The sequence below is a fragment of the Streptomyces sp. P1-3 genome (assembly GCF_050613155.1).
Lineage (GTDB): Bacteria > Actinomycetota > Actinomycetes > Streptomycetales > Streptomycetaceae > Streptomyces.
Window position 1 is genome coordinate 6,355,439 of sequence record NZ_CP192512.1, and the last position, 26,516, is coordinate 6,381,954.

Consider the following 26,516-nt stretch of genomic DNA (forward strand, 5'->3'; position numbering starts at 1 on the left):
CCCGGGCCGGGAGCTGGCATATGCACGCCGGGGCTGCTCGCGCAAGACCGCCTATTCGGCCAAGAGCGCGATCCGGTTCGTATCCGGAACAGGCGTCCGGTTACGCTCAAGACATGTATGCCTGGCCCGCTTCCGAGGTTCCCGCCCTGCCTGGCAGAGGCCGCGACCTGAGGATCCACGACACAGCGACCGGGGGTCCGATCACCCTCGACCCCGGCCCCGTCGCCCGTATCTACGTCTGCGGGATAACCCCGTACGACGCCACCCACCTGGGGCACGCGGCGACCTACAACGCGTTCGACCTCGTCCAGCGCGTGTGGCTCGACACCAAGCGGCAGGTTCACTACGTCCAGAACGTCACCGACATCGATGACCCGCTGCTGGAGCGGGCCACGGCGAACGGCGACGACTGGACCGACCTCGCCCACCGGGAGACCGACCTCTTCCGCGAGGACATGACCGCCCTGCGCATGCTCCCGCCCGCCCACTACATCGGCGCCGTCGAGTCGATACCGAAGATCGTGCCGCTGGTGGAACGGCTGCGGGACGCGGGCGCCGCCTACGAGCTCGAAGGCGACATCTACTTCTCCGTGGAGTCCGACCCCTCCTTCGGCAGCGTGTCCCGGCTGGACGCCGAGGCCATGCGTCTGCTCTCGGCGGAGCGCGGCGGCGACCCCGGCCGGCCGGGCAAGAAGAACCCGCTCGACCCGATGCTGTGGCTGGCCGCCCGGCCCGGCGAGCCGAGCTGGGACGGCGCCTCGCTCGGCCCCGGCCGCCCCGGCTGGCACATCGAGTGCGTCGCCATCGCCCTGGAGCACCTGGGCATGGGGTTCGACGTACAGGGCGGCGGCTCCGACCTCGCCTTCCCGCACCACGAGATGGGCGCCTCGCACGCCCAGGTGCTGACCGGCGAACGGCCGTTCGCCAAGGCCTATGTGCACGCCGGGCTGGTCGCCCTGCACGGCGAGAAGATGTCCAAGTCCAAGGGCAATCTCGTCTTCGTCTCCACGCTGCGCCGTGCCGGGGTGGACCCGGCCGCGATCCGGCTCGCGCTGCTCGCGCACCACTACCGGTCGGACTGGGAGTGGACGGACGACGTGCTCACCCAGGCCGTGGCACGGCTGGGGCGCTGGCGGGCCGCGGTGTCCCGGCCCGACGGGCCGTCCGCCGAGGCGCTGGTGGAGGAGATCCGCGCCGCCTTGGCCGACGACCTCGACGCTCCGGCGGCGCTAGCCGCGGTCGACCGCTGGGCCGCGGCCCAGGAGTCCGGCGGCGGTACGGACACGGGGGCGCCCGGCCTGGTCTCCCGCGCGGTCGACGCGCTGCTGGGCGTGGCGCTGTGACCGTGCCCGGTACGCGCGTCGTACCGGGCACGTAAGCCGGACCCGCCGCGGAAGCCGTGCCCGGGCGCCGGCACGCACCGGTACCCAGGCCGGGCCCGTGCACGTGCCTACGCACCGGGCGCGTGCCCCGCACCGGGCGGTGGTCCGCACCGCGTGCCGCCGTCTGACGGGCGCGGTCGCCCGGCGCCGCCGGACAGCGCAGGGGCGCTCCCCGACCGGGGGAGCGCCCCTCGACACTCCCCGGCGTGGCCGGGGTCAGTCCCCTTCGCCGTCCTCGGTCTCGCCGTCGCGCGGTGTCCCGCTGTCACGCGGCGCCCCGTCGCCCCCGGGTCTCTCTCCGCCATCTCGTCCGTCCGCGCCGTCCCCTGACGGCCCGTCAGCCGATCCGTCCTTGGGGGAGGGCTTCGACGGCCGGGTCCGGCCGCTGGTGGAGTCGCGCAGGTACGCGCCCGAGTCCCGCCCGTCGGCGACCGTGCCGCTCTCCGTCGCGTGCCCGCCCGGCCCCGGCTGCCCGTCCCGCCGCCGCAGATAGCGTTCGAACTCCCGGGCGATGGCCTCGCCTGACGCCTCCGGCAGGTCGGCGGTGTCCCGCGCCTCCTCCAGCGACTGCACGTACTCGGCGACCTCGCTGTCCTCGGCCGCCAGCTGGTCGACGCCGAGCTGCCAGGCCCGCGCGTCCTCCGCGAGTTCGCCCAGCGGGATACGGACGCCGATCAGGTCCTCCAGGCGGTTGAGCAGAGCCAGCGTCGCCTTCGGGTTCGGCGGCTGCGAGACGTAGTGCGGTACCGCCGCCCACAGACTCACCGCCGGGACCCCGGCGTGGGTGCACGCCTCCTGGAGGATGCCCACGATGCCGGTCGGACCCTCGTACCGCGTCTCCTCCAGGTCGAGGGTGCGGGCCAGGTCGGGGTCGGAGGTGACACCGCTGACCGGCACCGGCCGGGTGTGCGGGGTGTCGCCCAGCAGCGCACCGAGCACCACGACCATCTCCACGCCCAACTCGTGGGCGAAGCCCAGGATCTCGTTGCAGAACGAGCGCCAGCGCATGCTCGGCTCGATCCCGCGCACCAGCACCAGGTCGCGCGGCTTGTCGCCGGTTCCGGCGCGGACCACGGACAGCCGGGTCGTCGGCCATGTGATCTTGCGGACCCCGCCGTCCAGCCACACCGTGGGCCGGTTCACCTGGAAGTCGTAGTAGTCCTCGGCGTCCAGGGCGGCGAAGACCTCGCCCTTCCATTCCCGGTCCAGGTGCCCGACCGCGGTGGAGGCGGCGTCTCCGGCGTCGTTCCAGCCCTCGAAGGCACAGATCATGACCGGGTCGATCAGCTCGGGAACCCCCTCAAGCTCGATCACCCAGCGCCTCCTTCCGACCGGGGCGGACGGGTCCGTGCCGCCGCCGGCTGCAGTTCCGTTGCGTGCGCTCCCAGCCTACGGCTTCCCGGGCCTTCGGCCGCAGCCTTGTCCAGGAAGGAGACGCAGATTCATCGGACGTGTTATCCCATGAATTCGTTCACATCGGGACACCGGCGCCCACAGGAGCCCAGACATCGGACCACCGTGAAAGGTCCGATGTTCATCCATGGCCACCAGGGAGACCTTCCGGGCGCCTCGATCACAGCGCGGCGCGCAGCCAGTGCTCGGCGCTCGCGACGTGGACCGTCGCCCACGAGCGGGCGGCCTCCGTGTCCCGGTCGCGCAGCGCGCCCAGGATCGCGCGGTGCTCGTACAGGGTGCGGGCGGCCGCGCCGTTCCGCGTCAGAGTGCGCCAGACCCGGGCCCGGGTGGTCGGCCCGGACAGGCCGTCCAGCAGCGAGCAGAGCACACTGTTGCCGGACGCCCGGGCGATGCGGCGGTGGAACTCCAGGTCGCAGTCGACCAGTTGCCGCACCGACGGCCGCGGGCCCAGCGCGTCCAGATGGGCCGACAGCTCGTCCAGCTCCGCGTCGGTGATCCGGGCGCAGGCCAGCGCGGTCGCCGCGGGCTCCAGGACGCGGCGGACGGCCAGGAACTCCAGCGCCGTGTCGTCCTGGTGGAAGTCCACGACGAAACTGAGGTCCTGCAGCAGCAGTTGGGGGTCGAGGCTCGTGACGTAGGTGCCGTCGCCCTGCCGTACATCCAGGACGCGGATCAGCGACAGGGCCCGTACGGCCTCCCGCAGCGAGTTGCGGGACAGCCCCAGCTCGGCGGCGAGTTGGCTCTCCTTGGGGAGGCGGTCACCTGGCCGCAGGGCACCCGAGACGATCATGTCCTTGATCTTCTCGATCGCCTCGTCGGTGACCGCCATGATGGGCCTCCCCATAAGACGTCCGATGTCTGGTTCTCATTATGGCCCGGTGGGTGCCGCGACCGCGGCGTCGGCGCCGGCCTGGGCCGGTACGGACCGGTCCGATCGGGCCGCGCGCAGTTCCCGTATGAGTTCCCGGACCTCGCGGGTGCGGGCCAGCGCGGGCGTGGTGACGTAGCCGACGCCCCGGGTCGGCGGGCGCGGTGCGAGGGAGGCGACGGCGATCCCGGACGGGGCCCCGGCCAGGGTCAGTTCGGGCACGATAGCCATGCCCATGCCCTGGGCGACCATGGACAGCACGACGCTGTCGTCCTCGGCGGTGATGGTCGCCTTCGGCAGCCAGTCCTGCTCGGACCACCACCGCCGGGTGTACGAACCGCAGTTCTCGTCCCAGTCGATCAGCGGCAGACCGCGCGGATCGGGGTGCCCCACCGGATGCGCCAGCGCGTACGTCTCCTCGAACAGCTCCCCGACCAGCAGCCCCGCGGCCGGCTCGGTACCGGGCGAGAGCGTGGCGATGCCCAGGTCCGCGTGGCCGTCCGCCACCTCGCCCGCCGTACCGCGCCCGATCTCCCGCACGATCCGCACCTGCGGGGTGAGCCGCGGGTGGCGGGCGGTCAGCCGCTCCAGCACGGCGGGCAGCAGATGCGCCGCGGCGCTGCGGAACGCCGCGATCCGCAGCGGGCCGGACAGCTCCTCCGGCTCGCCGCCGGCGGCGGCGCGCGCCTCGGCGCCCATCGACTCCAGCAGCCGGAGGATCTGCCGCGCGTGCGCGACGACGCGCTCCCCGGCGGGAGTGGGGCGCGCGCCGTACCGGCCGCGGTCGAAGAGCACCGCGCCGACCTTGCGCTCGCAGCCGCGCACGGTGTGGGACACGGCGGACTGGGTCAGGCCGAGCCGGTCGGCGGCGGCCGTGAAGCCACGCTCGCGGTCGACGGCGACGAGGACGCGCAGCTCCTGGGGGGCGAGGTCGGTCATGCCGTCAACCTATCCCCTTCCATGAAGACACCTCATGGAAGGGGGTGTTCCAGTGACGGGCGGCTCTGCCCGGCACCCGCCCGCGGCTCCTAGCGTGGCGGGCATGTCCAGCAGCGCACGAGCCGTGCACCAGATCAGCAGGCCGCAGGGGTTCCCCACCGCGGCGAACTTCGCCTTCGTCACGGAGGACCCGCCGTCCCTCAGGGACGGCACCGCCCTCGTGGAGAACATCTATCTGTCCGTCGACCCGTACCACCGCGAGGGCATGGACGGGGAATGGGAGCTGCACGCGCCTTTGGAGGGCCGGGCCATCGGGCGCGTCGTGGCGTCCGGGGACGCGCGGCTGTCCGTCGGAGAGCTCGTCTTCCACCGGCACGGGTGGCGCACCCACGCGCTCGTACGGCCCGAGGAGGCGCGTGTGCTGCGGCCGCTGCCGGGCGTTCCGCTGAGCGCGTATCTGAGCGTGCTCGGCGGTACGGGCCTGAGTGCCTACGTCGGGCTGGTCAAGATCGCCCAACTGCGGCCGGGGGAGTCGGTGTTCATCTCCGCGGCGGCCGGCGGCGTGGGCAGCGCCGCGGGACAGATCGCCCGGTTGCTGGGCGCCGGGCGCGTCATCGGCAGCGCGGGTTCGCCCGCCAAGGTCGCCCACCTCACCCGCGACCTGGGCTTCGACGCGGCCTTCGACTACCACGACGGCCCGGTCGGCGACCAGTTGCGGCGCGCCGCCCCCGACGGCATCGACGTCTTTCTGGACAACGTCGGCGGTGACCACCTCGAAGGGGCGATCAGCGCGTTGCGCGACCACGGCCGGATCGCGTGGTGCGGGGCGGTCGCCCAGTACAACAGCAGTGCACCGCCGCCCGCACCGCGCAACCTGTACGACGTGGTGGGCAAGAGCATCCGGATGGAAGGCTTCCTGGTGCGCAACCACCGCCATGTGCAGAGCGAGTTGGAGGCCTTCGCGGCGCCGCATCTGCGGTCTGGACGGCTCGTGCCCGACGAGACCGTCGTGGCGGGCTTCGACCGTGTCGTGGACGCCTTCCTCGGGATGCTGCGGGGCGAGAACACCGGCAAGATGATCGTCCAGGTCGGCGAGGTCTGAGCCGCGCCGACGCCCCCGCCCTGCCGTCTCAGGCTCCGACAGGCGCCGCCGCGGCGTCCCTCTTGTCGTCCGTCGCGACATCTGGCGTGGTGTCCGTCGCCGCCTCCGTTGTGTCGTCCGTCGCGGCGTCCCGCGCACCGGACGCCGCGTCTCGGGAACGCACCAGGGCTGCCAGGGCGGCACGGCCGACCAGCGCCTGCGCGCGGCCGTCGAGCAGCACCACGGCGGTCTCCGCGGCGTGCCCGTCCAGCGCTGCCAGGGCGTCGGCCGCCGGCTCGCCGCTGCCGAAGGCGGGCGGCGGCGGGGCGAGATGGTCGCGCAGCGCGTCGTCCGGGTGCGCCGCACTCGTGGCCACCGCCTCCCGCAGCAGCCGCGCGGTGACGCTGCCGACGATCTCCGTGCCCATGACCGGTCGCTCCGGGCGCTCCGGAACCATCGTCACCAGCGCCGCCGCGTCAGCTCCGTGCCCGTCGGACCCGTTCTGCCGAGCCCGCTCCTCCAGCGCCGCCAGCGCCTGCCTGACGGTTCCCGAGGGCCGCAGGGACATCCCCAGCGGCGTGCTCGCGGCGTCGCCGACCACCGGCCGGGTCCCGTCGCCGTCGAGAAAGCCCCAGTGCCGCAGCCACCCGTCGTCATGGACCTTGGAGAGATAGTTGCGGCCGGAGTCCGGCAGCACCACGACCACCAGGTCGTCCGGGCCCAGCTCGGCCGCGACCCGCAGCGCGCCCGCCACCGCGGTGCCCGCCGAGCCGCCCGCCAGCAACCCCTCCTCGCGCGCCAGCCGACGGGCCGTCAGCAGCGATTCGCGGTCGCCGATCCGCTCGAAGCGGTCCACCGCCGACCGGCGATAGCACTCCGGCCACCGGTCCTCGACGGTCTCCGGGTGCAGGTAGTGCCCGATGCTCTCGACGAAGTACGGGCGGCCGTCGCCGCCCGAGTACCGGGACGCCTCGGGGTCGGCGCCCACCACGGTGACCCGCCCGCCGCTGGCCTCCTTGAGGTACTCGCCCGTCCCGGTGATCGTCCCCCCGGTGCCGACCCCGGCCACCAGGTGCGTGATCCGGCCGTCCGTCTGCCGCCAGATCTCCGGGCCCGTGGTGCGGTAGTGCGCCACCGGGTTGGCGCCGTTGTCGTACTGGTTGGCGTGCCAGCCGCCGGGCGTCTCGGCCGCGATCCGGACCGCCGTGTTGAACACGTGGCCGGGGTGCTCGAGTGGCAGGCCGCTGCGGCACAGCACGACCCGCGCCCCGTACGCCCGCAGCACGGCGACCTTCTCGTCGCTGGTCTTGTCCGGCAGGGCGAACACGCAGCGGTAGCCGCGCTGGGCCGCCACCATCGCCAGGCCCACCCCGGTGTTGCCCGAGGTGCCCTCCACGATGGTGCCGCCGGGCCGCAGCTCCCCGGACTCCTCGGCCGCCCGCACCATCGCCAGCGCGGCCCGGTCCTTCACGCTGCCGCCGGGATTGACGTACTCGAGCTTGGCGTAGACGGGCGCGGTGAGGCCCGCGGTGATCCGGTTCAGCCGCACCATCGGGGTGTCGCCCACGGCGTCGGTCAAAGATGCGTACACGTCCATGCGATCAACTCTTCCAGCGGCTCCGCGAGGGCTGACGGAGTTCCGCTGAACTTGACCGTATCGGGGGTGCCGCCCTTCCGAACGCCCGCAGTGCTGTCATACGAACGCGAGGGGAGCGGCCCGGGAACGGGCCCCTCCCCTCGGCGGGTTCGGCTGAGGATCAGCTCTGCCGGGCGTCCAGCAGGCCCTGGACCTTGGCTCGGACCTCGTCGGTGTCCAGGCCGCGGATCGTCAGCGTGGTGCGGCGACGCAGCACGTCCTCCGCGGTCTCCGCCCACTCCAGGTCGCGGGCGTAGACGACCTGCGCCCAGATCTCCGGGGCGTCGGGGTGGATCCGCTCGGCCAGCGCTGGGTCCTCGTTGGCCAGCCGGGCGATGTCGAAGGACAGCGAGCCGTAGTGGGTGGCCAGGTGGCGGGCGGTGTCGGCGGACATCCGCGGGCCGGGCGTACCGCCGTCGACCAGCAGCCGGTGCGCGACCGCCTGCGGGTTGGCCAGGCCGGGCAGCGGCATGTGCTTGGGCAGCTGGGACAGCGGCTCCATGTCGTCCGCGAGCGGCCGGCCCGGCAGCTGGGCGAGCTTGTTCATGACGGTGCGGCCGATGTGCCGGAAGGTCGTCCACTTGCCGCCCGCGATGGACAGCATGCCGCCCTTGCCCTCGGTGACGACCGTCTCGCGCTTGGCCTTGGCGGTGTCGCCCGGGCCGCCCGGGAGCACCCGCAGGCCCGCGAAGGCGTAGGTGATCAGGTCGCGGGAGAGCTGCTGGTCGCGGATGGAGAACGCGGCCTCGTCCAGGATCTGGGCTATGTCCTTGTCGTTGGCCTGGCAGTCCGCCGGGTCGCCCTCGAACTCCTCGTCGGTGGTGCCGAGCAGGAGCATGTCCTCCCAGGGCAGGGCGAAGGTGATGCGGTACTTGTCGATCGGGGTCGCCAGCGCGGCCTTCCAGGGGGAGGTGCGCTTGAGGACCAGGTGCGCGCCCTTGGACAGGCGGATGGACGGCGCTGCGTTCGGGTCCTCCATCTTGCGCAGGTGGTCCACCCACGGGCCGGTGGCGTTGAGCACCAGACGGGCGTCGACCCCGAACTCGGTGCCGTCGGTACGGTCCTTCAGCTCCGCGCCGGTGACCCGGCCGCCGGTGAAGCGCAGCCCGGTGACCTCGGCGTGGTTGAGGACGGTCGCGCCCGCCTCGACCGCCGCGCGCACCGTCATCAGCGCCATCCGGCTGTCGTTCATCTGGCCGTCGCCGTAGACCGCGACCGCCTTGAGGTTGTCGGTGCGCAGCTCCGGCACGTCCCGCGCGGCCTTCTCCGGGCTGATGACGTGGCCGACGCCGTCCCGGAAGGCGGAGAGCGCGGAGTAGGCGAAGACACCCGCGCCGAGCTTGGCCGCGCCGTGCGGACCGCCCTTGTAGACGGGCAGGTAGAAGGTGAGCGGGTTCGCCAGGTGCGGGGCGACGGTACGGGAGACCGCGCGCCGCTCGAAGTGGTTCTCGGCGACCAGCTTGACCGCGCCGGTCTGGAGGTAGCGCAGGCCGCCGTGGAGCAGCTTGGAGGAGGCGGAGGAGGTGGCGCCGGCGAAGTCGCCGGCGTCCACCATGGCCACCCGCAGTCCGGACTGCGCGGCGTGCCAGGCGGTGGTGATGCCCAGAATGCCGCCACCGATCACCAGGAGGTCGTACGAAGCCTTCGACAGCTGTTCCCGGGTCTCGGCGCGGCTCGGGTTCGAGCCGGCAGCCGGGTGCGCACCGAGGGCCGGGGCGCTCTGCAGGGTGGTCATATGATTACTCCTCGTCCTCGATCCAGCCCATGGTCCGCTCGACGGCCTTGAGCCAGTTCTTGTACTCGCGGTCGCGTACGTCCGCGTCCATACGGGGGGTCCACTCGGCGGCCCGGCGCCAGTTGGCGCGCAGGGCGTCGGTGTCCGGCCAGAAGCCGACGGCGAGACCGGCGGCGTAGGCGGCGCCGAGGCAGGTCGTCTCGGCGACCATCGGGCGCACCACCGGCGCGTCCGCGAAGTCCGAGATGGTCTGCATCAGCAGGTTGTTGGAGGTCATGCCGCCGTCGACCTTCAGCGCGGCCAGCTCGACGCCGGAGTCCTTGGTCATGGCGTCGGTGATCTCGCGGGTCTGCCAGGCGGTGGCCTCGAGCACGGCGCGGGCGATGTGCGCCTTGGTGACGTACCGGGTCAGACCGGCGATCACACCGCGGGCGTCCGAGCGCCAGTACGGGGCGAACAGGCCGGAGAAGGCCGGTACGAAGTAGGCGCCGCCGTTGTCCTCGACGGAGCTGGCGAGCGTCTCGATCTCGGCCGCGCTCTTGATCAGGCCCATTTGGTCGCGCATCCACTGCACCAGCGAACCGGTGACGGCGATGGAGCCCTCCAGCGCGTAGACCGGCTTCTGGTCGCCGATCCGGTAGCCGACCGTGGTCAGCAGGCCGCTGTAGGAGTTGATGATCTTCTCGCCGGTGTTCATCAGCATGAAGGTGCCGGTGCCGTACGTGGACTTGGCCTCGCCCTCGGCGAAGCAGGTCTGGCCGAACAGAGCCGCCTGCTGGTCACCGAGCGCGGAGGCGACCGGAACGCCGTCCAGGACGCCGCCCTTGACGTGCCCGTACACCTCGGCGGAGGACCGGATCTCCGGCAGCACCGCCGCCGGGATCTCCATGGAGGACAGGATCTTGTCGTCCCACTCCATGGTGTGCAGGTTCATCAGCATGGTGCGGGAGGCGTTGGTGACGTCGGTGACGTGGTGACCGCCGTCGACACCGCCGGTGAGGTTCCAGATGACCCAGGAGTCCATCGTGCCGAAGAGGATCTCGCCGGCCTCCGCGCGCTCGCGCAGCCCCTCGACGTTGTCCAGCAGCCAGCGGACCTTCGGGCCGGAGAAGTACGACGCGAGCGGCAGCCCGGTCTCGCGGCGGAAGCGGTCCTGGCCGACGTTGCGGCCGAGCTCCTTGCACAGCGCGTCGGTACGGGTGTCCTGCCAGACCAGGGCGTTGTGCACCGGCTCGCCGGTCGCCTTGTCCCACAGCAGGGTGGTCTCGCGCTGGTTGGTGATACCGATCGCCTTGACGTCGGCGGCGGTGATCCCGGCCTTGCTGATCGCCCCGGCGACGACCTCCTGGACGTTCTGCCAGATCTCGGTGGCGTTGTGCTCCACCCAGCCCGGCTTGGGGAAGATCTGCTCGTGCTCCTTCTGGTCGACGGAGACGATGCGGCCGTCGCGGTCGAAGACGATGCAGCGGCTGGAGGTGGTGCCCTGGTCGATCGCCGCGATGAACGGGCCGTGGCCGTGCGAGGTGGCGCCGGTGGTGTGTGTCTCGGTCATGGTGTGTCGCTCTCCTGCGAAGTCTGTGGGAACGGGGGCGTCGGGCTCAGACGAAGGCCAGCTTGTAGAGGCCGCCGGCCAGGGCGGCGCCCACGAGCGGGCCGACGACGGGAATCCAGGCGTAGGCCCAGTCCGAGCCGCCCTTGTTGGGCAGCGGCAGGAGGGCGTGCGTGATGCGCGGGCCCAGGTCGCGGGCCGGGTTGATGGCGTAGCCGGTGGGGCCGCCCAGCGACAGGCCGATGCCGACGACGACGAACGAGGTGGCCATCACGCCGAGGACGCCGAGGCCGTTGCCCTCGTTGTTGAGCCCCTGGGTGAGGATGGCGAGGACGAGCACCGCGGTGCCGATGATCTCGGTGGCCAGGTTCTGCGCGGTGTTGCGGATCTCGGGGCCGGTGGAGAAGACGCCGAGCACCGGGCCGGGGCCGGCCTGCTGCTTGAGGGCCGCCGCCGTGTCCTGCGCGCCCGGACCGCCGACGATCTCCTGATCGGTCAGGTGCGCGGTGAACTGGCCCTGGTAGGTGACCCAGACCAGTGCGGCGCCGACGATCGCGCCCAGCATCTGGGAGGCGATGTAGAGGGGGACGTCGCCCCATTCCGTACCGCCCTCTATCGCCAGGCCGAGAGTGACGGCAGGGTTGAGGTGGGCGCCGGAGAGGGGGGCGGAGATGTACGCGGCGGTGAGCACGGCGAAGCCCCACCCGAAGGTGATGGCGAGCCACCCGGCGTTGCGGGCCTTGGAGCTCTTGAGCGTGACGGCGGCGCACACGCCGCCACCGAGCAGGATGAGTATGGCGGTACCGATGGTCTCGCCGATGAAGATGTCGGAGCTGGACACCCGCGACTCCTTTGTCCTTCGTCCAGGGGAAGGCGAACCCCGGGTCCCTCCGGTGGTCCGCGCCCTCTCGGTGAGGGCGTTGGTCGGCCCGCGGCGAGTCCACCATAGCGAATATTGTCGTCAGGTGTTCGACAATGCCGACCGATGAACGGCAGTTTTCTGCACCGTGAAGAGAGCGTCAAGGGTCGCGAGAAGCGAAAACCCGCTGGTAACCCAACCGTGATGATCCGGCCGGAGCAGGCCGAGCGGTGGCCGAAAGCAGAGTCGAGGCCGTTCGGAAACCGGGCGAAGGGGATGCTCCAGGCGGCGTGCGGGCTCAGAAGCGGCTGGCGCCCAGATCGCGCGAGATGGCCCGCGCGTAGTCCCGTACCGCCGCGACCAGCTCGGACCGCAGCTCGCCGGCCACGCAGACCCGCTCCACCGCGCCGGTGACGCCCACCGCGCCCACCGGCATTCGCCGCCGATCGTGGATGGGGGCCGCGACCGACGCGACGCCCTCCCAGGTCTCCTCGACGTCCGCGCCCCAGCCGCGCGCCCGCGTGAGGTCCAGGACCTTCTCGAACTCCTCCAGATCGGTCACCGTGCGCGGGGTGAACGGTTTCCGCTCGCCCTCCGCCGCCTCGCTGTGCGCCACCGGGTCGTACGCGGACAGCACCTTGCCCAGGGCCGTGCTGTGCAGCGGCTGCATCGCGCCGACCTCCAGCACCTGGCGGCTGTCGTCCGGCCGGAAGACGTGGTGGACGATGAGCACCCCCTGCTGGTGCAGTACGCCCAGATAGACGCTCTCCCCGCTGGACCGCGCCAGGTCGTCCGCCCACACCAGGGCCCGGGCGCGCAACTCGTGCACGTCCAGATAGCTGTTGCCCAGGCGCAGCAGCTCGGCCCCGAGCTGATAGCGGCCCGAGGCCGCGTCCTGCTCCACGAAACCCTCCTGCTGGAGGGTGCGCAGGATGCCGTGCGCGGTGCCCTTGGCGAGCCCCAGGGCGGACGCGATGTCGGACAGACCGAGCCGGCGCTCGCCGCCGGCCAGCAGACGCAGCATCGCGGCCGCGCGCTCCAGCGACTGGATGGTCCGTGCCATCGCGAAACCTCCCCAGGTATGCGGTTCGACAATGCTGAACACTATCGGTCCATGCCGACCTCTTGATAGCTGGGAGAGCCGCGGACGATCAAGGTCGGCCGCGTTTCAGTCAAGGGGGCGGGCCCTAAGTGTCCCGCGTGGTGGAACACCCGAGCCGGCGGCATCCCTGGCAGCTACCCTGGCCAGGTGCGCCTCCTCGCGGAGCCGCAAAGCCGACAGCCGTCGCACCTCAGGGAGTCCATTCCATGGCCGCACAGACGCCGCCGTCCACCAGCAGCAGCCGAGCCGACGCGCTTCGCCGGGCACTCGCCACCCGTGTGGTGGTGGCCGACGGGGCGATGGGCACGATGCTCCAGGCGCAGGACCCCTCTATGGAGGACTTCCAGCAGTTCGAAGGCTGCAACGAGATCCTGAACGTCACCCGCCCCGACATCGTCCGCTCGGTGCACGAGGAGTACTTCGCGGTCGGCGTCGACTGCGTGGAGACCAACACCTTCGGCGCGAATCACGCGGCACTCGGCGAGTACGACATCGCCGACCGGGTCTTCGAGCTCTCCGAGGCCGGCGCCAGGATCGCCCGCGAGGCCGCCGACGCGTACTCGACCGGTGGACAGCAGCGCTGGGTGCTCGGCTCGATGGGCCCGGGCACCAAGCTCCCCACGCTCGGACACGCCCCCTACACCACCCTGCGTGACGCCTACCAGGCCAACGCCGAGGGCATGATCGCCGGTGGCGCGGACGCCCTGCTGGTGGAGACGACCCAGGACCTGCTCCAGACCAAGGCGGCGATCCTCGGTGCCCGCCGCGCCCTGGAGGCCACCGGCGCCGACCTGCCGGTGATCTGCTCGGTCACGGTGGAGACCACCGGCACCATGCTGCTCGGCTCCGAGATCGGTGCCGCGCTCACCGCGCTGGAGCCGCTGGGCATCGACATGATCGGGCTGAACTGCGCCACCGGCCCGGCCGAGATGAGCGAGCACCTGCGCTATCTGGCCCGGCAGTCCCGGATCCCGCTGTCCTGCATGCCCAACGCCGGTCTGCCGGTCCTCGGCAAGGACGGCGCGCACTACCCGCTCACCGCGTCGGAGCTGGCCGACGCCCAGGAGACCTTCGTCCGCGAGTACGGGCTGTCCCTGGTCGGCGGCTGCTGCGGTACGACCCCGGAGCACCTGCGCCAGGTGGTGGAACGGGTCCGCGACCTCACCCCCGGCCCGCGTGACCCGCGCCCCGAGCCCGGCGCCGCCTCCCTCTACCAGGCCGTCCCGTTCCGTCAGGACACCTCGTACCTCGCGATCGGGGAGCGGACCAACGCCAACGGGTCGAAGAAGTTCCGGGAGGCCATGCTGTCCGGCCGCTGGGACGACTGCGTGGAGATGGCCCGCGACCAGATCCGCGAAGGCGCCCACATGCTCGACCTGTGCGTCGACTACGTCGGCCGGGACGGCGTCGCCGACATGGAGGAACTGGCCGGACGGTTCGCCACCGCCTCCACCCTGCCCATCGTGCTGGACTCCACCGAGGTGGACGTGATCCAGGCCGGGCTGGAGAAGCTCGGCGGCCGCGCGGTCATCAACTCCGTCAACTACGAGGACGGCGACGGCCCCGAGTCGCGGTTCGCCCAGGTCACCCGGCTCGCCCAGGAGCACGGCGCCGCGCTGATCGCGCTGACCATCGACGAAGAGGGCCAGGCCCGTACGCCCGAGAAGAAGGTCGAGATCGCCGAGCGGCTCATCGCCGACCTCGGCGGCAACTGGGGCATCCGCGAGTCCGACATCCTCATCGACACCCTGACCTTCACCATCTGCACCGGTCAGGAGGAGTCCCGCAAGGACGGCATCGCCACCATCGAGGCGATCCGCGAGCTGAAGCGCCGCCACCCGGACGTCCAGACCACCCTCGGTCTGTCCAACATCTCCTTCGGCCTCAACCCGGCCGCCCGTATCCTGCTCAACTCGGTGTTCCTGGACGAGTGCGTGAAGGCCGGGCTCGACTCGGCGATCGTGCACGCCTCGAAGATCCTGCCGATCGCCCGCTTCGACGAGGAGCAGGTGACGACGGCCCTCGACCTGATCTACGACCGCCGTACCGAGGCATACGACCCCCTCCAGAAGCTCATGGAGCTGTTCGAGGGCGCGACCACCAAGTCCCTCAGGGCGAGCAAGGCCGAGGAGCTGGCCGCGCTGCCCCTGGAAGAGCGGCTCAAGCGGCGCATCATCGACGGCGAGCGCAACGGCCTCGAAGCGGACCTCGACGACGCGCTGGCGGACCGCCCCGCCCTCGACATCGTCAACGACACGCTGCTGGACGGCATGAAGGTCGTAGGCGAACTCTTCGGCTCCGGCCAGATGCAGCTGCCGTTCGTCCTCCAGTCCGCCGAGGTCATGAAGACCGCGGTCGCCCACCTCGAACCGCACATGGAGAAGTCGGACGCCGAGGGCAAGGGCACCATCGTGCTCGCCACCGTCCGCGGCGACGTCCACGACATCGGCAAGAACCTCGTGGACATCATCCTCTCCAACAACGGCTACAACGTCGTCAACCTCGGCATCAAGCAGCCGGTCTCGGCGATCCTGGAGGCCGCCGAGGAGCACCGGGCCGATGTCATCGGCATGTCCGGGCTGCTGGTGAAGTCCACGGTGATCATGAAGGAGAACCTGGAGGAGCTGAACCAGCGGAAGATGGCCGCCGACTACCCGGTCATCCTCGGCGGCGCCGCCCTCACCCGCGCCTACGTCGAGCAGGACCTGCACGAGATCTACGAGGGCGAGGTCCGCTACGCCCGCGACGCGTTCGAGGGCCTGCGGCTCATGGACGCCCTCATCGCGGTCAAGCGCGGCGTCCCCGGCGCGGCGCTGCCCGAGCTCAAGCAGCGCCGCGTGCCCAAGCGTGCCGCGGTCGTCGCCGAGCCGGAGCCCGACCAGGGCCCGGTGCGCTCCGACGTGGCCACCGACAACCCCGTCCCCGAGCCGCCGTTCTGGGGCACCCGCGTCGTCAAGGGCATCCAGCAGGCCGACTATGCCTCCTGGCTGGACGAGGGCGCGCTGTTCAAGGGGCAGTGGGGACTCAAGGAGGCGCGCACCGGCGGCCCCAGCTACCAGGAGCTGGTCGAGACCGAGGGGCGGCCGCGGCTGCGCGGCTGGCTGGACAAGCTGCACACCGAGAACCTGCTCGAAGCGGCCGTCGTCTACGGCTACTTCCGCTGCGTGTCCAAGGGCGACACCTTGGTCCTCCTCGGCGAGGACGGCGGCGAGCTCACCCGCTTCACCTTCCCGCGCCAGCGCCGCGGCCGCCGGCTGTGCCTGGCCGACTTCTTCCGGCCGGAGGATTCCGGCGAGACCGACGTGGTGGGCCTTCAGGTCGTGACCGTCGGCTCCCGGATCGGGGAGGCCACCGCCGAGCTGTTCGCCGCCGACTCCTACCGGGACTACCTGGAGCTGCACGGCCTGTCCGTCCAGCTCGCCGAGGCACTGGCCGAGTACTGGCACGCCCGGGTCCGCGCCGAGCTGGGCTTCGGCGGCGAGGACCCCGAGGACGTGGCGGACATGTTCGACCTGAAGTACCGCGGCGCGCGCTTCTCCCTGGGCTACGGCGCCTGCCCCGACCTGGAGGACCGCGCGAAGATCGCCGATCTGCTCCGGCCGGAGCGGATCGGGGTGAAGCTGTCGGAGGAGTTCCAGCTCCACCCGGAGCAGTCCACCGACGCGATCGTCATCCACCACCCGGAGGCCAAGTACTTCAACGCCCGGTGAACGCCCGGCAGCCGTGCCGCACCCGCGGAAATTGACGGGCGCGACCGAAGGGCGCGACGTAAACTGGACGATCCGGTAGAGGCCGGTCGCCTTCCGTACGTGGAATGGCGGCCGGCCTTCGCGTCCCTTCACGGAGGTGCATGGATGACCAGCAGCATCCCCGCCGTCGCCACCCGCCCGGCCGGAGGTTCCGAGCTCCAGGCCGTGCTGCTGGACATGGACGGCACCCTGGTGGACACCGAGGGCATCTGGTGGGACGCCGAGGTCGCCATCTTCGCCGAACTGGGGCACGTGCTGCCCGAGGAGCACCGGGCGGTCGTCGTCGGCGGCCCGATGACCCGCAGCGCCTCATACCTGATCGAGGCCACCGGGGCGGACATCGCGCTCGCCGACCTCACCACACTCCTGAACAGCCGGTTCACCGAGCTGATCGACGGCAATGTGCCCCTGCTGCCCGGGGCGCGGCGGCTCCTGGCGGAGCTCGTCGCCCACGGCGTGCCGACAGCCCTGGTCTCCGCCTCGCACCGGCGGGTCATGGACCGGATCCTCGGCACGATCGGCACCGAGCACTTCCACCTGACGGTCGCGGGCGACGAGGTCGAGCGGACGAAGCCGCATCCGGACCCCTACCTCCTGGCCGCCGCGGGACTGGGCGCGGATCCTGGGCGCTGCGTGGTCGTCGAGGACACGCTGACGGGTGTGGCGGCCGCGGAGTCGGCCGGCTGCCCGGTGGTCGCGGTGCCGTCGGTGGTGCCCATCGAGCCCGCCCCCGGCCGTGCGGTCGTCAGGTCACTGGAAGAAGTGGACCTTCCTTTTCTGCACGAGCTGATCACGCTAATGTGTTGAGTCGTGTACGGCGCGTGCCGCCGTATTCGCCGAAGGAATGCGGCGGCCGAATTCCGGTGATCGGGACACGCCCCGGTTCCGTGACGTTTCTCACGGCGTTCTGAATCGACAGGGCGGCCGTGATGTGCTGCGCACCCCTTTTGGCGGGGGAGACGTACCCCTTTGTGTCCTGATTGGTGGCGGCTCGCGCGAAACGTTCCAGCGTTCGGATATCGATCATCCGGTGACGTTATCGCCGCGTGATTTCCCCTCAACTCCAATGTGTTCCAGCGGTCCTGGCAGCGCCGACTAATCTCGTCGCGAGCACGTTGTACGACCGCAGGGAGACTCCCGACAATGAAGCGCAAGACGTTGGTGCTGCCGGCCATAGCGGGCCTGCTGACATCCGTACTCACCGCCTGCGGGGGGACGGACGAGTCAGGCTCCGATGGCGGAACCATCGTCGTCGGGACCACCGACCGCATCGAGGCCACCTCGGGGGGCCCGGCGCCGCTGGACCCGGCCCAGGCCTACGACGCGGCCGCGTGGTCCGTCATGCACAACACCTTCCAGACGCTGATGCGGCTGCCGCGGTCGGGCACTGAGCCGGTCCCCGACGCCGCGGAGAGCTGCGGCTTCCAGGACCGGCAGAGCGAGCAGTACCGCTGCAAGCTGCGGTCCGGACTCAAGTTCGCCAGCGGTCATGCGCTGACCTCCGAGGATGTGAAGTTCTCCCTCGACCGGGTGCGGAACATCCACCACGAGAGCGGCCCGGAGACGCTGCTGTCCAGCATCGACAAGGTGGAGACCCCCAGCGAGCGCGAGGTCGTCATCCACCTCTCCGCGCCGGACGCCACCTTCCCCTCCAAGCTCACCACCCAGGCCGCCGCCATCGTCGACAGCGAGGTCTACCCCAAGGGCAGCCTGCTCAAGGGCTTCGAGATCGCCGGATCCGGCCCGTACCAGGTGGAGACGGAAGAGCAGGACAACCGCGTCGTCAAGGCCGTCTTCACCAAGAACCCGGAGTACAAGGGCGATCTGGAGCCCAAGAGCGCGAAGATCGAGATGCGCTTCTACGACGACTCCGCCCAGCTGGAGAAGGGGCTGACGGACGGCGAGGTCGACCTCGCCAACCGCGAGCTCAACCCCGAGCAGATCGAGAAGCTGGAGTCCGGCGAGGTCGAGGGCGTGCGGGTCACCGAGTCCGCCGGTCAGGCGGTCCGCTACCTCGCCTTCAACACCGAGGCCGCACCCGTGCGGAACAAGGCGGTCCGGCAGGCCATCGCCCACATCATCAACCGCCAGAACCTGGTCCGCGACGTCCACAAGCGCACCAGTGACGCCCTGTACTCAGTGGTTCCGGCCGGCACCCTCTCCCACACCAACTCCTTCCACAACGAGTACGGTGAGCCCGACATCGCCGCCGCGCGCCGGGTGCTGAGCCGCGCCGGGATCCAGACCCCGGTGAAGCTGACTCTGACGTACTCCACCGACCACTACGGCCCGTCCACGGCCAAGGAGTACGCGGTCCTCAGGGACCAGCTCAACGCCAGCGCCCTGTTCTCCGTGAAGATCAAGGGTGTGAAGTGGACCGAGTTCCGCCCGGCCGCCGGTGAGGGCAAGTACGCCGCCTTCGGCATCGGCTGGTTCCCGGACTTCCCGGACGCGGACAACTACATCGCGCCGTTCGTCGGCAAGCAGAACTTCCTCAAGATGCCCTACCGCAACAACGCCATCGACAACCAGCTGCTGCCCCGCACCCGTCAGCAGGCGCAGCGCTCGATGGCCGTCCGGGACCTCCAGCGGATCCAGAACCTGGTCGCGCAGGACGTGCCGCTGCTGCCGCTGTGGCAGGTCAAGCAGTACGTGGCCGCCCAGGACGACATCACCGGGATCGAGTACGCCCTGGACTCGGCCGCCATGCTCCAGCTGTGGGAGCTGAGCCGCGGCGTCAAGGGCTGACGGACACGCCACGGGCTGACCGACGCGCCAGGGGCGCGGGTCGGGTGCACACCGCGCAAGCGGTACACACCTGACCCGCGCCCCTCGCGCTGTCGGCGGATGGACGGCCGGGCTACTGCGCCCCGGGACGGACCAGCCCGCTCTCGTACGCGTACACCGCGGCCTGCACCCGGTCGCGCAGGCCCAGCTTCGTCAGCACATGCCCCACGTGCGTCTTCACCGTGGTCTCGCTGACGAACAGATCCGCGGCGATCTCCGCGTTGGACAGCCCCCGCGCCACCAGCTTGAGCACCTCGACCTCACGGTCGGTGAGGGTGTGCAGGGTGTCGGGCACCGGCTCCTCGCCGGACGGCAGATGACCCGCGTACTTGTCCAGCAGGCGGCGGGTGATGCTCGGCGCCAGCATCGCCTCGCCGGCCGCCACCACCCGGATCGCCTGCACCAGCTCGTTGGCGGGGGCGTCCTTGAGCAGGAAGCCGCTGGCCCCGGCGCGCAGCGCCTCCACCACGTACTCGTCGAGGTCGAACGTGGTCAGCACCAGCACCTTCGCCGGCCCGTCCCGCCCGGGGCCGGTGATCTGCCGGGTCGCCTCGACACCGTCCATCCGCGGCATCCGGATGTCCATCAGCACCACATCGGGCTGGAGCGCCCGCACCTGGTCCAGGGCCTGCAGGCCGTCCCCGGCCTCGCCCACCACCGCGAGATCCGGTTCGGCCTCCAGGATCATCCGGAAGCCGGTACGCAGCAGTGGTTGGTCATCGACGAGCAGAACGCGGATAGCCACGGGGTCTCCTTCGCTAGACCTGCCCCATTCTGCCCTGGCCCGCCCCGCCGGACGGTGTCGGGATGATCTCCAAGGGGTACGGCGGGGGAGTACCGCCGAATTCCGGGCACCGCGCCTGGTGATCGCACCAGTCACACAGCCTGGTCGGGCGCGGCCGCCAGTCACCGGACTCCGTGGCCAGCCGGATCGCCTCCCACAGGGCGAGCAGTTTGCGCTCCACCCCGCGCAGATCGTTCTCGTCCGGGTCGTACGTGACCACGTCGCCGCTGCCCAGATAGACCAGCTGCAACCGGCGCGGCACCGTGCCGCGCAGCCGCCACAGCACCAGCGCGTAGAACTTCATCTGGAACAGCGCCTCTCCCGCGTACTGCGGGGCGGGTGCCTTGCCGGTCTTGTAGTCGACGATCCGCACCTCGCCGGTCGGCGCGACGTCCACCCGGTCGATGAACCCCCGCAGCGTCAGCCCGGACTCCAGCACCGTCTCCACGTACAGCTCGCGCTCGGCGGGCTCCAGCCGGGTCGGGTCCTCCAACGAGAACCACCGCTCGACCAGCCGCTCCGCGTCCCCCAGCCACTCGGCCAGCCGCTCGGGGTCCTGGCCGCCGTCCTCCCGCGCGAACAGCTCCGCCAGCTCCGGGCGCCCCGCCAGCAGCCGCTGCCACTCGCCCGGCACCAGCGCGCGGGCCCGCGGCGCCGTCCGCTCCGCCGCCGGGGAGTCGAAGAGCCTCTCCAGGACCGCGTGCACCACGGTCCCGCGCGTCGCCGCGGCACTCGGCTTCTCCGGCAGCCGGTCGATCACCCGGAAGCGGTAGAGCAGCGGACACCGTATGAAGTCGGCCGCCCGCGACGGCGACAGAGACGTAGGCCGCGCGGCGTCGGCGGCGCGGGCGGCGGCGGATCCGGCCGCTGAGGGCTCTTCGGCTGTCCCGGTGACGGTTCCCATGGCGAAGACCCTACGGCCCGCCACTGACAGTGGGCCGCATACCATCGACGGCAGAGGCCCTCGCACTGCATGATCGTGGGACCGTACCAAACGGGTGCGGGGGGATGTATCCGACGAGGGGACACCGTGGACAACAGCGGGCAGCGCCAGCCCGACAGCGAGGAAGCCGACCGCGCTGCCGGACCCCACGGTGAGCGGCCGCAGCGCCCCCGGGAGGTGGGCGGCGGCTTCCTCATGGGCCGGCCGTTCGGCGTCCCGGTCTACGTCGCCCCCAGCTGGTTCCTCGTCGCCGCCCTGATCACCTGGGTCTTCGGCGACCAGCTCGACCGCGTGCTGCCCGAGCTCGGCGCCGCCCGGTACCTCGTCTCGCTCTTCTTCGCGGTCGCCTTCTACGCCTCCGTACTCGTCCACGAGCTGGCGCACACCGTGGCCGCGCTCCGCTACAAGCTCCCCGTCCGCCGCATCCAGCTTCAGTTCTTCGGCGGCGTCTCGGAGATAGAGAAGGAGAGCGAGACACCGGGCCGGGAGTTCGTGCTCGCCTTCGTCGGCCCGCTGCTCTCCCTGATCCTCTCCGGGGTGTTCTACCTGGCGATGCAGCTCGTCGAGCCGCGGACCGTGCCCGGTGTACTGCTGGCCGGCCTGATGATCTCCAACCTCATCGTGGCCGTCTTCAACCTGCTCCCCGGCCTGCCGCTGGACGGCGGCCGGATGCTCCGCGCCGTGGTGTGGAAGATCAGCGGCAAGCCGATGACCGGCACCGTGGCCGCCGCGTGGACCGGACGGGCGCTGGCCGTCACGGTGCTCATCGGGCTCCCGCTGCTCAGCCAGGCGGGCGGCTTCAGCGACGACGCGGAGGGCTTCGGCAGCTTCGAGTCCCTCACCGACGCGCTGCTGGCGGCCATCCTCGCCGCCATCATCTGGACCGGTGCCGGGAACAGCCTGCGCATGGCGCGGCTGCGCGAGCGGCTGCCGGACCTTCGCGCCCGTACGCTCACCCGGCGCGCCGTCCCGGTCGCCGCCGACACCCCGCTGTCGGAGGCACTGCGCCGCGCGAACGAGGCCGGGGCGCGGGCCCTGGTCGTGGTCGACGGGAACGGCCTCCCCACCGCCGTGGTGCGGGAGGCGGCCATCGTCGGCATCCCCGAACACCGCCGCCCCTGGGTCCCGGTCAGCGGCATCGCCCAGGACCTCAGGGACGGCATGAAGGTCTCCGCCGAGCTGACCGGCGAGGAACTCCTCGACACCCTCCGCGCCACCCCGGCCACCGAGTACCTCGTGGTCGAGGAGACCGGCGAGATCTACGGCGTGCTGTCCACCGCGGACGTCGAGCGGGCCTTCGTGGCGGCCATGGCGCGGCCCCAGGCGACCGGCAAGTGAGTCCGCAAAAGACCGGTAGGCTGTTCACATGTCCGAACCGACCGGTGCCGCCCGCCGTCGCGGGCCCTTCAAGGTCGGGGACCAGGTCCAGCTCACCGACCCCAAGGGACGCCACTACACGTTCACGCTCGAGGCCGGGAAGAACTTCCACACCCACAAGGGTTCCTTCCCCCACGACGAGCTGATCGGCGCTCCCGAGGGCAGTGTTGTCCGTACCACCGGGAACGTCGCCTACCTCGCGCTGCGCCCGCTGCTCCCCGACTACGTCCTGTCCATGCCCCGCGGCGCCGCCGTGGTCTACCCCAAGGACGCGGGGCAGATCCTGGCCTTCGCCGACATCTTCCCCGGCGCCCGCGTCGTCGAGGCAGGCGTGGGCTCCGGATCGCTCAGCAGCTTCCTGCTGCGCGCCATCGGGGACCAGGGGATGCTGCACTCGTACGAGCGGCGGGCCGACTTCGCCGAGATCGCCCAGGCGAACGTGGAGCGCTACTTCGGCGGGCCGCACCCCGCGTGGCGGCTGACCGTCGGCGACCTCCAGGACAACCTGTCGGACACCGACGTCGACCGCGTCATCCTCGACATGCTCGCGCCCTGGGAGTGCCTCGAGGTCGTCTCCAAGGCGCTCGTCCCCGGCGGCATCCTGTGCGCCTACGTGGCCACGACCACCCAGCTCGCCCGCACCGTCGAGGCGATCCGCGACTTCGGCACCTTCAACGAGCCGGCCGCCTGGGAGTCGATGATCCGCAACTGGCACATCGAGGGCCTGGCCGTCCGCCCCGACCACCGCATGATCGGCCACACCGGCTTCCTGCTCACCGCGCGTCGGCTCGCCGACGGCGTGGAGCCCCCGCTGCGCCGCCGCCGGCCCGCCAAGGGCGCGTACGGCGAGGACTACGCGGGGTGGGGCGGGAAGGACACCGCGGGGGGCGGCAAGGACGCCCCGGGCGAGGCCAGGAGCGGCAAGGACGACGCCGCGGGCAGCCGCGGCGACTCCGCCGGGCAGGGCTGATCGGCCCCGCCTCCAACACCTCTGCGCAGCCACCGACTTCCTGTCCGGGAGCCGGTGGCTGCGCCGTTTTCGGGCCCTGGCCGGAAACGCCGCCCCGGTAGTTCCCGCCGACTGTGACATGTGGCACGATGCTGGGCACCCCCAGCCGCAGCTCTCACAGGAGTCACCCCGCGTGCAGCCTCCGGCAGGCGCAGAGTCCTCTACTGCGTCGTTCCCGCCACCCCACGGCCCCGATCTCCCGCACAGCCGTCCCCGCCCGGTGCACTGGCTCGCCACCGCGGCCGCGCTGACCGGTGTGGTGGCCGCGGCGTCCGTCCTCCAGCCATCGGACGCCAAGGCGTCCGCCACGCGCGCCCGGGCCGGTACTCCGACCGCCCTGACGCCCGACCCCCGCGCCGCCGCCCCCGACCCCGCCGCCGCCCGCTTCCCGGTCGACTGCGGTCCGGCGCGGCTGGACGTGGTGCAGCGGGCCTCGGGCGACCTCGACGGCGACGGGGCCCCGGAGACGGTCGCCGTGGTGCGGTGCCACACCGAGACGGGCACCCCGCCCAGCGGGATCTACGTGCTGGCCGCTGCCGCCGACGCGGCCTTCCCGCCCCGGATCGTGGAGACCTTCCTCGACCCCAAGGAGGGGATGAGCGTCACCGGCTTCGCGCTGCGCGGCACGACAGTCACGGCCACCTTGCTCGGCTACTCCTCGACCGACGTGCCGCGTTGCTGTCCCGACCTGCAACGCAAGGTCAATTGGCGGTGGCAGGACGGGCAGTTCGTCCTCAAGGCCCTGCCGGCCGCGGGGAGTGTCTGATTCGTCACGCGGTGTCGCGGATCACTCCGCGTCGGGTCCGTAGACCTCGACCTGGTCCGCGACGCGGCGTACATGGATGCACTCGCCGGGGCACTCGCGCGCGGAGTCCACGACCTCGGCCAGCAGCGGCAGGGGGACGGCGGTGGTGGCACCCTTGTCCTGAAGCAGCTCGTCGTCGCCGCTCTTGACGTACGCGAGCCCGTCGATGTCCAGCTCGAAGACCTCGGGCGCGTACTGGGCGCAGATGCCGTCTCCGGTGCACAGGTCCTGGTCGATCCAGACCTCCAGGGCGGCGCCGTCGGAGCTGGTGACGAGGTCTTCCCTCTGCACGGTCATATAGAGCCTGCCGTTTCTGCGGACATGTACCAGCATGGACTAAAAGAAGCCAGCACTGGCGGGTGTTGACCACTCCGACGATACAACCGGTCGCTTTCCGATGTTGTTGGGTGGGTATTCACCTGCTGTGAGGACGTGCGCAAGGGTGAAGATCGGACACACCCTGTTCGGGTTTGTGATCTAGGGGTTTCAACCTGCACCTGCCCAGGTAGGGTCAGGAAGCGTCCAGCTCCCCTTGGAGGAGGTGAGGACCGTGGCAGCCCACGACGACGACAGCAACCGCGGCATCCGGCCCGGGCGGGGGTCTGAAGACCCCGCCGGTCAGGTTGCCTACCTAGAGCAGGAAATCGCCGTCCTGCGACGCAAGCTCGCCGACTCTCCGCGTCACACGAGGATTCTCGAAGAGCGGATCGTCGAGCTGCAGACCAACCTGGCGGGCGTGTCCGCACAGAACGAGCGGCTCGCCAGCACCCTCCGTGAGGCCCGCGACCAGATCGTGGCTCTCAAGGAGGAAGTCGACCGGCTCGCGCAGCCGCCGGCCGGCTTCGGGGTCTTTCTGCGGGCGAACGAGGACGGCACGGCCGACATCTTCACCGGAGGCCGGAAACTCCGGGTGAACGTCAGCCCGAGCATCGAGCTCGAAGAGCTCCAGCGCGGCCAGGAAGTCATGCTCAACGAGGCGCTCAACGTGGTCGAGGCCATGGAGTTCGAGCGCGCCGGGGACATCGTCACCCTCAAGGAGATCCTCGAGGACGGCGAGCGCGCCCTGGTGATCGGGCACACCGACGAGGAGCGGGTGGTGCGGCTCGCCGAGCCGCTGCTGGACACCACCATCCGGCCCGGCGACGCCCTGCTGCTGGAGCCCCGATCCGGCTACGTCTACGAGGTCGTACCGAAGAGCGAGGTCGAGGAACTCGTCCTCGAAGAGGTCCCGGACATCGACTACACCAAGATCGGCGGTCTGGGGAACCAGATCGAGCTGATCCGGGACGCGGTCGAGCTTCCGTACCTCTACCCCGACCTCTTCAAGGAGCACGAACTGCGGCCGCCCAAGGGCGTGCTGCTGTACGGCCCGCCCGGCTGCGGCAAGACGCTCATCGCCAAGGCCGTCGCCAACTCCCTTGCCAAGAAGGTCGCCGAGGTGACCGGGCAGCCCGCGGGGAAGAGCTTCTTCCTCAACATCAAGGGTCCGGAGCTGCTCAACAAGTACGTCGGCGAGACCGAGCGGCACATCCGCCTGATCTTCCAGCGGGCCAGGGAGAAGGCGAGCGAGGGCACGCCCGTCATCGTCTTCTTCGACGAGATGGACTCCCTCTTCCGCACCCGCGGCTCCGGAGTCAGCTCGGACGTGGAGAACACCATCGTTCCGCAGCTGCTCTCCGAGATCGACGGTGTGGAGGGCCTGGAGAACGTCATCGTGATCGGCGCCTCCAACCGCGAGGACATGATCGACCCGGCGATCCTGCGCCCCGGCCGCCTCGATGTGAAGATCAAGATCGAGCGTCCGGACGCGGAGGCGGCCAAGGACATCTTCTCGAAGTACCTGACCGCGACCCTGCCCATCCACGCGGACGACCTCGCCGAGCACGGCGGATCGCCGAAGGCCGCGGTGGCGGGCATGATCCAGTCCGTGGTCGAGCAGATGTACGCCGAATCCGAGGAGAATCGCTTCCTTGAGGTGACGTACGCCAACGGCGACAAGGAGGTCCTGTACTTCAAGGACTTCAACTCCGGCGCAATGATCCAGAACATCGTGGACCGGGCCAAGAAGATGGCCATCAAGGCCTTCCTGGACCACGACCAGAAGGGTCTGCGGGTCTCCCACCTGCTCGCCGCCTGCGTGGACGAGTTCAAGGAGAACGAGGACCTGCCGAACACCACGAACCCGGACGACTGGGCCCGGATCTCCGGAAAGAAGGGCGAGCGGATCGTCTTCATCCGCACCCTGGTCACCGGCAAGCAGGGCGCGGACACCGGACGCTCCATCGACACGGTGGCGAACACCGGTCAGTACCTGTAACACCGCGATCCGGCTGCGGATGTCCGAAGCAGTCCCCCCGCCGAGGGACGGCGGGGGGAGGGCATCCGCAGCCGGACACGCGTTTCCGCATGGATCTGCACGGATCCGCATGGATGAACCGGACCGGACCAATGACCGAAATGATCTCCCACCCGGCGTGCGACCGTTCTAGGCTCGT

At 71.0% G+C, this 26,516-nt stretch carries 21 protein-coding genes; 9 read left to right on the forward strand and 12 right to left on the reverse strand.

What is annotated here, in order from left to right; all coding sequences use genetic code 11:
- Nucleotides 1-113: 113 nt before the first annotated feature.
- Nucleotides 114-1,343, forward strand: a complete 1,230-nt coding sequence (gene mshC, locus ACQUSR_RS27125) for a cysteine--1-D-myo-inosityl 2-amino-2-deoxy-alpha-D-glucopyranoside ligase (RefSeq protein ID WP_431045234.1) — start codon at nucleotides 114-116, stop codon at nucleotides 1,341-1,343.
- Between the two features lie 255 nt (nucleotides 1,344-1,598).
- Here mshC and ACQUSR_RS27130 read toward each other — a convergent pair whose 3' ends face one another.
- The 3 genes from ACQUSR_RS27130 to ACQUSR_RS27140 form a co-directional block, all read right to left on the reverse strand.
- A complete protein-coding gene (locus tag ACQUSR_RS27130; RefSeq protein ID WP_431045235.1) occupies nucleotides 1,599-2,696 on the reverse strand; it encodes a PAC2 family protein in 1,098 nt (365 codons plus the stop codon).
- Nucleotides 2,697-2,955: 259 nt separating this feature from the next.
- Nucleotides 2,956-3,627, reverse strand: a complete 672-nt coding sequence (locus ACQUSR_RS27135; protein ID WP_431045236.1) for a FadR/GntR family transcriptional regulator — start codon at nucleotides 3,625-3,627, stop codon at nucleotides 2,956-2,958.
- A 39-nt stretch (nucleotides 3,628-3,666) separates the two neighbouring features.
- A complete protein-coding gene (locus tag ACQUSR_RS27140; RefSeq protein ID WP_431045237.1) occupies nucleotides 3,667-4,605 on the reverse strand; it encodes a LysR family transcriptional regulator in 939 nt (312 codons plus the stop codon).
- Nucleotides 4,606-4,708: 103 nt separating this feature from the next.
- Here ACQUSR_RS27140 and ACQUSR_RS27145 point away from each other — a divergent pair, with 103 nt between their 5' ends.
- Entirely contained in the window at nucleotides 4,709-5,707 is a 999-nt protein-coding gene (locus tag ACQUSR_RS27145; protein WP_431045238.1) for an NADP-dependent oxidoreductase, read from the forward strand.
- Between the two features lie 28 nt (nucleotides 5,708-5,735).
- Here ACQUSR_RS27145 and ACQUSR_RS27150 read toward each other — a convergent pair whose 3' ends face one another.
- The 5 genes from ACQUSR_RS27150 to ACQUSR_RS27170 all read right to left on the reverse strand — a co-directional run bounded on the left by ACQUSR_RS27150 (nucleotide 5,736) and on the right by ACQUSR_RS27170 (nucleotide 12,528).
- On the reverse strand, nucleotides 5,736-7,283 hold the full coding sequence (locus ACQUSR_RS27150) for a PLP-dependent cysteine synthase family protein (RefSeq protein WP_431045239.1): 1,548 nt from the start codon (nucleotides 7,281-7,283) through the stop codon (nucleotides 5,736-5,738).
- Nucleotides 7,284-7,443: 160 nt separating this feature from the next.
- Nucleotides 7,444-9,057, reverse strand: a complete 1,614-nt coding sequence (locus ACQUSR_RS27155; RefSeq protein WP_431045240.1) for a glycerol-3-phosphate dehydrogenase/oxidase — start codon at nucleotides 9,055-9,057, stop codon at nucleotides 7,444-7,446.
- A gap of 4 nt (nucleotides 9,058-9,061) precedes the next feature.
- Nucleotides 9,062-10,609, reverse strand: a complete 1,548-nt coding sequence (glpK, locus tag ACQUSR_RS27160) for a glycerol kinase GlpK (RefSeq protein ID WP_431045241.1) — start codon at nucleotides 10,607-10,609, stop codon at nucleotides 9,062-9,064.
- Nucleotides 10,610-10,655: 46 nt separating this feature from the next.
- A complete protein-coding gene (locus tag ACQUSR_RS27165) occupies nucleotides 10,656-11,447 on the reverse strand; it encodes an MIP/aquaporin family protein (protein WP_431045242.1) in 792 nt (263 codons plus the stop codon).
- Between the two features lie 316 nt (nucleotides 11,448-11,763).
- Entirely contained in the window at nucleotides 11,764-12,528 is a 765-nt protein-coding gene (locus tag ACQUSR_RS27170; protein ID WP_431045243.1) for an IclR family transcriptional regulator, read from the reverse strand.
- Nucleotides 12,529-12,773: 245 nt separating this feature from the next.
- On the opposite strand from ACQUSR_RS27170, the gene metH reads away from it, so the two are divergent.
- Nucleotides 12,774-16,277, forward strand: coding sequence for a methionine synthase (gene metH, locus ACQUSR_RS27175; protein ID WP_431045244.1), 3,504 nt, complete (start codon nucleotides 12,774-12,776; stop codon nucleotides 16,275-16,277).
- 144 nt (nucleotides 16,278-16,421) lie between these two features.
- Nucleotides 16,422-17,123 (forward strand): HAD family hydrolase, encoded by a 702-nt coding sequence (locus ACQUSR_RS27180; protein WP_431045245.1) that lies wholly within the window; start codon nucleotides 16,422-16,424, stop codon nucleotides 17,121-17,123.
- Here ACQUSR_RS27180 and ACQUSR_RS27185 read toward each other — a convergent pair.
- Complete coding sequence (locus tag ACQUSR_RS27185; protein ID WP_431045246.1) at nucleotides 17,107-17,343, reverse strand: hypothetical protein; 237 nt, start codon at nucleotides 17,341-17,343, stop codon at nucleotides 17,107-17,109. The two genes, ACQUSR_RS27180 and ACQUSR_RS27185, sit on opposite strands and share 17 nt — an antisense overlap.
- Before the next feature lie 116 nt (nucleotides 17,344-17,459).
- Here ACQUSR_RS27185 and ACQUSR_RS27190 point away from each other — a divergent pair, with 116 nt between their 5' ends.
- The gene (locus ACQUSR_RS27190) at nucleotides 17,460-19,064 is read left to right on the forward strand and encodes an ABC transporter substrate-binding protein (RefSeq protein ID WP_431045247.1); all 1,605 of its coding nucleotides are present in this window, start codon (nucleotides 17,460-17,462) and stop codon (nucleotides 19,062-19,064) included.
- Between the two features lie 112 nt (nucleotides 19,065-19,176).
- Here the strand turns inward: ACQUSR_RS27190 and ACQUSR_RS27195 are convergent, their stop codons facing one another.
- Both ACQUSR_RS27195 and ACQUSR_RS27200 read right to left on the reverse strand, forming a co-directional pair.
- Nucleotides 19,177-19,848, reverse strand: a complete 672-nt coding sequence (locus ACQUSR_RS27195) for a response regulator (RefSeq protein WP_431045248.1) — start codon at nucleotides 19,846-19,848, stop codon at nucleotides 19,177-19,179.
- A 13-nt stretch (nucleotides 19,849-19,861) separates the two neighbouring features.
- A complete protein-coding gene (locus ACQUSR_RS27200) occupies nucleotides 19,862-20,836 on the reverse strand; it encodes a RecB family exonuclease (protein ID WP_431045249.1) in 975 nt (324 codons plus the stop codon).
- Between the two features lie 81 nt (nucleotides 20,837-20,917).
- Here ACQUSR_RS27200 and ACQUSR_RS27205 point away from each other — a divergent pair, with 81 nt between their 5' ends.
- The 3 genes from ACQUSR_RS27205 (at nucleotide 20,918) to ACQUSR_RS27215 (ending at nucleotide 23,982) form a co-directional block, all read left to right on the forward strand.
- A complete protein-coding gene (locus tag ACQUSR_RS27205) occupies nucleotides 20,918-22,168 on the forward strand; it encodes a site-2 protease family protein (protein WP_431045250.1) in 1,251 nt (416 codons plus the stop codon).
- 28 nt (nucleotides 22,169-22,196) lie between these two features.
- The gene (locus ACQUSR_RS27210) at nucleotides 22,197-23,177 is read left to right on the forward strand and encodes a tRNA (adenine-N1)-methyltransferase (protein ID WP_431045251.1); all 981 of its coding nucleotides are present in this window, start codon (nucleotides 22,197-22,199) and stop codon (nucleotides 23,175-23,177) included.
- A 172-nt stretch (nucleotides 23,178-23,349) separates the two neighbouring features.
- Nucleotides 23,350-23,982 carry a hypothetical protein gene (locus tag ACQUSR_RS27215; RefSeq protein WP_431045252.1) on the forward strand — a complete coding sequence of 211 codons (633 nt, stop codon included), beginning with the start codon at nucleotides 23,350-23,352 and terminating at the stop codon, nucleotides 23,980-23,982.
- A gap of 21 nt (nucleotides 23,983-24,003) precedes the next feature.
- Here ACQUSR_RS27215 and ACQUSR_RS27220 read toward each other — a convergent pair whose 3' ends face one another.
- Nucleotides 24,004-24,318: a ferredoxin gene (locus ACQUSR_RS27220; RefSeq protein ID WP_431047873.1), complete on the reverse strand. Its 315-nt coding sequence runs from the start codon at nucleotides 24,316-24,318 to the stop codon at nucleotides 24,004-24,006.
- Between the two features lie 253 nt (nucleotides 24,319-24,571).
- Between ACQUSR_RS27220 and arc the strand changes: the two genes are divergently transcribed.
- Complete coding sequence (gene arc, locus ACQUSR_RS27225; protein WP_431045253.1) at nucleotides 24,572-26,338, forward strand: proteasome ATPase; 1,767 nt, start codon at nucleotides 24,572-24,574, stop codon at nucleotides 26,336-26,338.
- Nucleotides 26,339-26,516: the final 178 nt, after the last annotated feature.

Bases quoted from the DNA above. Each gene is read 5' to 3' on its own strand.
- ACQUSR_RS27150 (WP_431045239.1), bottom strand. From the start codon at position 7,283: ATGGACGTGTACGCATCTTTGACCGACGCCGTGGGCGACACCCCGATG.
- ACQUSR_RS27190 (WP_431045247.1), top strand. From the start codon at position 17,460: ATGAAGCGCAAGACGTTGGTGCTGCCGGCCATAGCGGGCCTGCTGACA.
- ACQUSR_RS27210 (WP_431045251.1), top strand. From the start codon at position 22,197: ATGTCCGAACCGACCGGTGCCGCCCGCCGTCGCGGGCCCTTCAAGGTC.
- ACQUSR_RS27135 (WP_431045236.1), bottom strand. From the start codon at position 3,627: ATGGCGGTCACCGACGAGGCGATCGAGAAGATCAAGGACATGATCGTC.
- glpK (WP_431045241.1), bottom strand. From the start codon at position 10,609: ATGACCGAGACACACACCACCGGCGCCACCTCGCACGGCCACGGCCCG.
- mshC (WP_431045234.1), top strand. From the start codon at position 114: ATGTATGCCTGGCCCGCTTCCGAGGTTCCCGCCCTGCCTGGCAGAGGC.
- ACQUSR_RS27200 (WP_431045249.1), bottom strand. From the start codon at position 20,836: ATGGTATGCGGCCCACTGTCAGTGGCGGGCCGTAGGGTCTTCGCCATG.
- ACQUSR_RS27180 (WP_431045245.1), top strand. From the start codon at position 16,422: ATGACCAGCAGCATCCCCGCCGTCGCCACCCGCCCGGCCGGAGGTTCC.
- ACQUSR_RS27220 (WP_431047873.1), bottom strand. From the start codon at position 24,318: ATGACCGTGCAGAGGGAAGACCTCGTCACCAGCTCCGACGGCGCCGCC.
- metH (WP_431045244.1), top strand. From the start codon at position 12,774: ATGGCCGCACAGACGCCGCCGTCCACCAGCAGCAGCCGAGCCGACGCG.
- ACQUSR_RS27170 (WP_431045243.1), bottom strand. From the start codon at position 12,528: ATGGCACGGACCATCCAGTCGCTGGAGCGCGCGGCCGCGATGCTGCGT.
- ACQUSR_RS27185 (WP_431045246.1), bottom strand. From the start codon at position 17,343: ATGATCGATATCCGAACGCTGGAACGTTTCGCGCGAGCCGCCACCAAT.
- ACQUSR_RS27145 (WP_431045238.1), top strand. From the start codon at position 4,709: ATGTCCAGCAGCGCACGAGCCGTGCACCAGATCAGCAGGCCGCAGGGG.
- ACQUSR_RS27140 (WP_431045237.1), bottom strand. From the start codon at position 4,605: ATGACCGACCTCGCCCCCCAGGAGCTGCGCGTCCTCGTCGCCGTCGAC.
- ACQUSR_RS27155 (WP_431045240.1), bottom strand. From the start codon at position 9,057: ATGACCACCCTGCAGAGCGCCCCGGCCCTCGGTGCGCACCCGGCTGCC.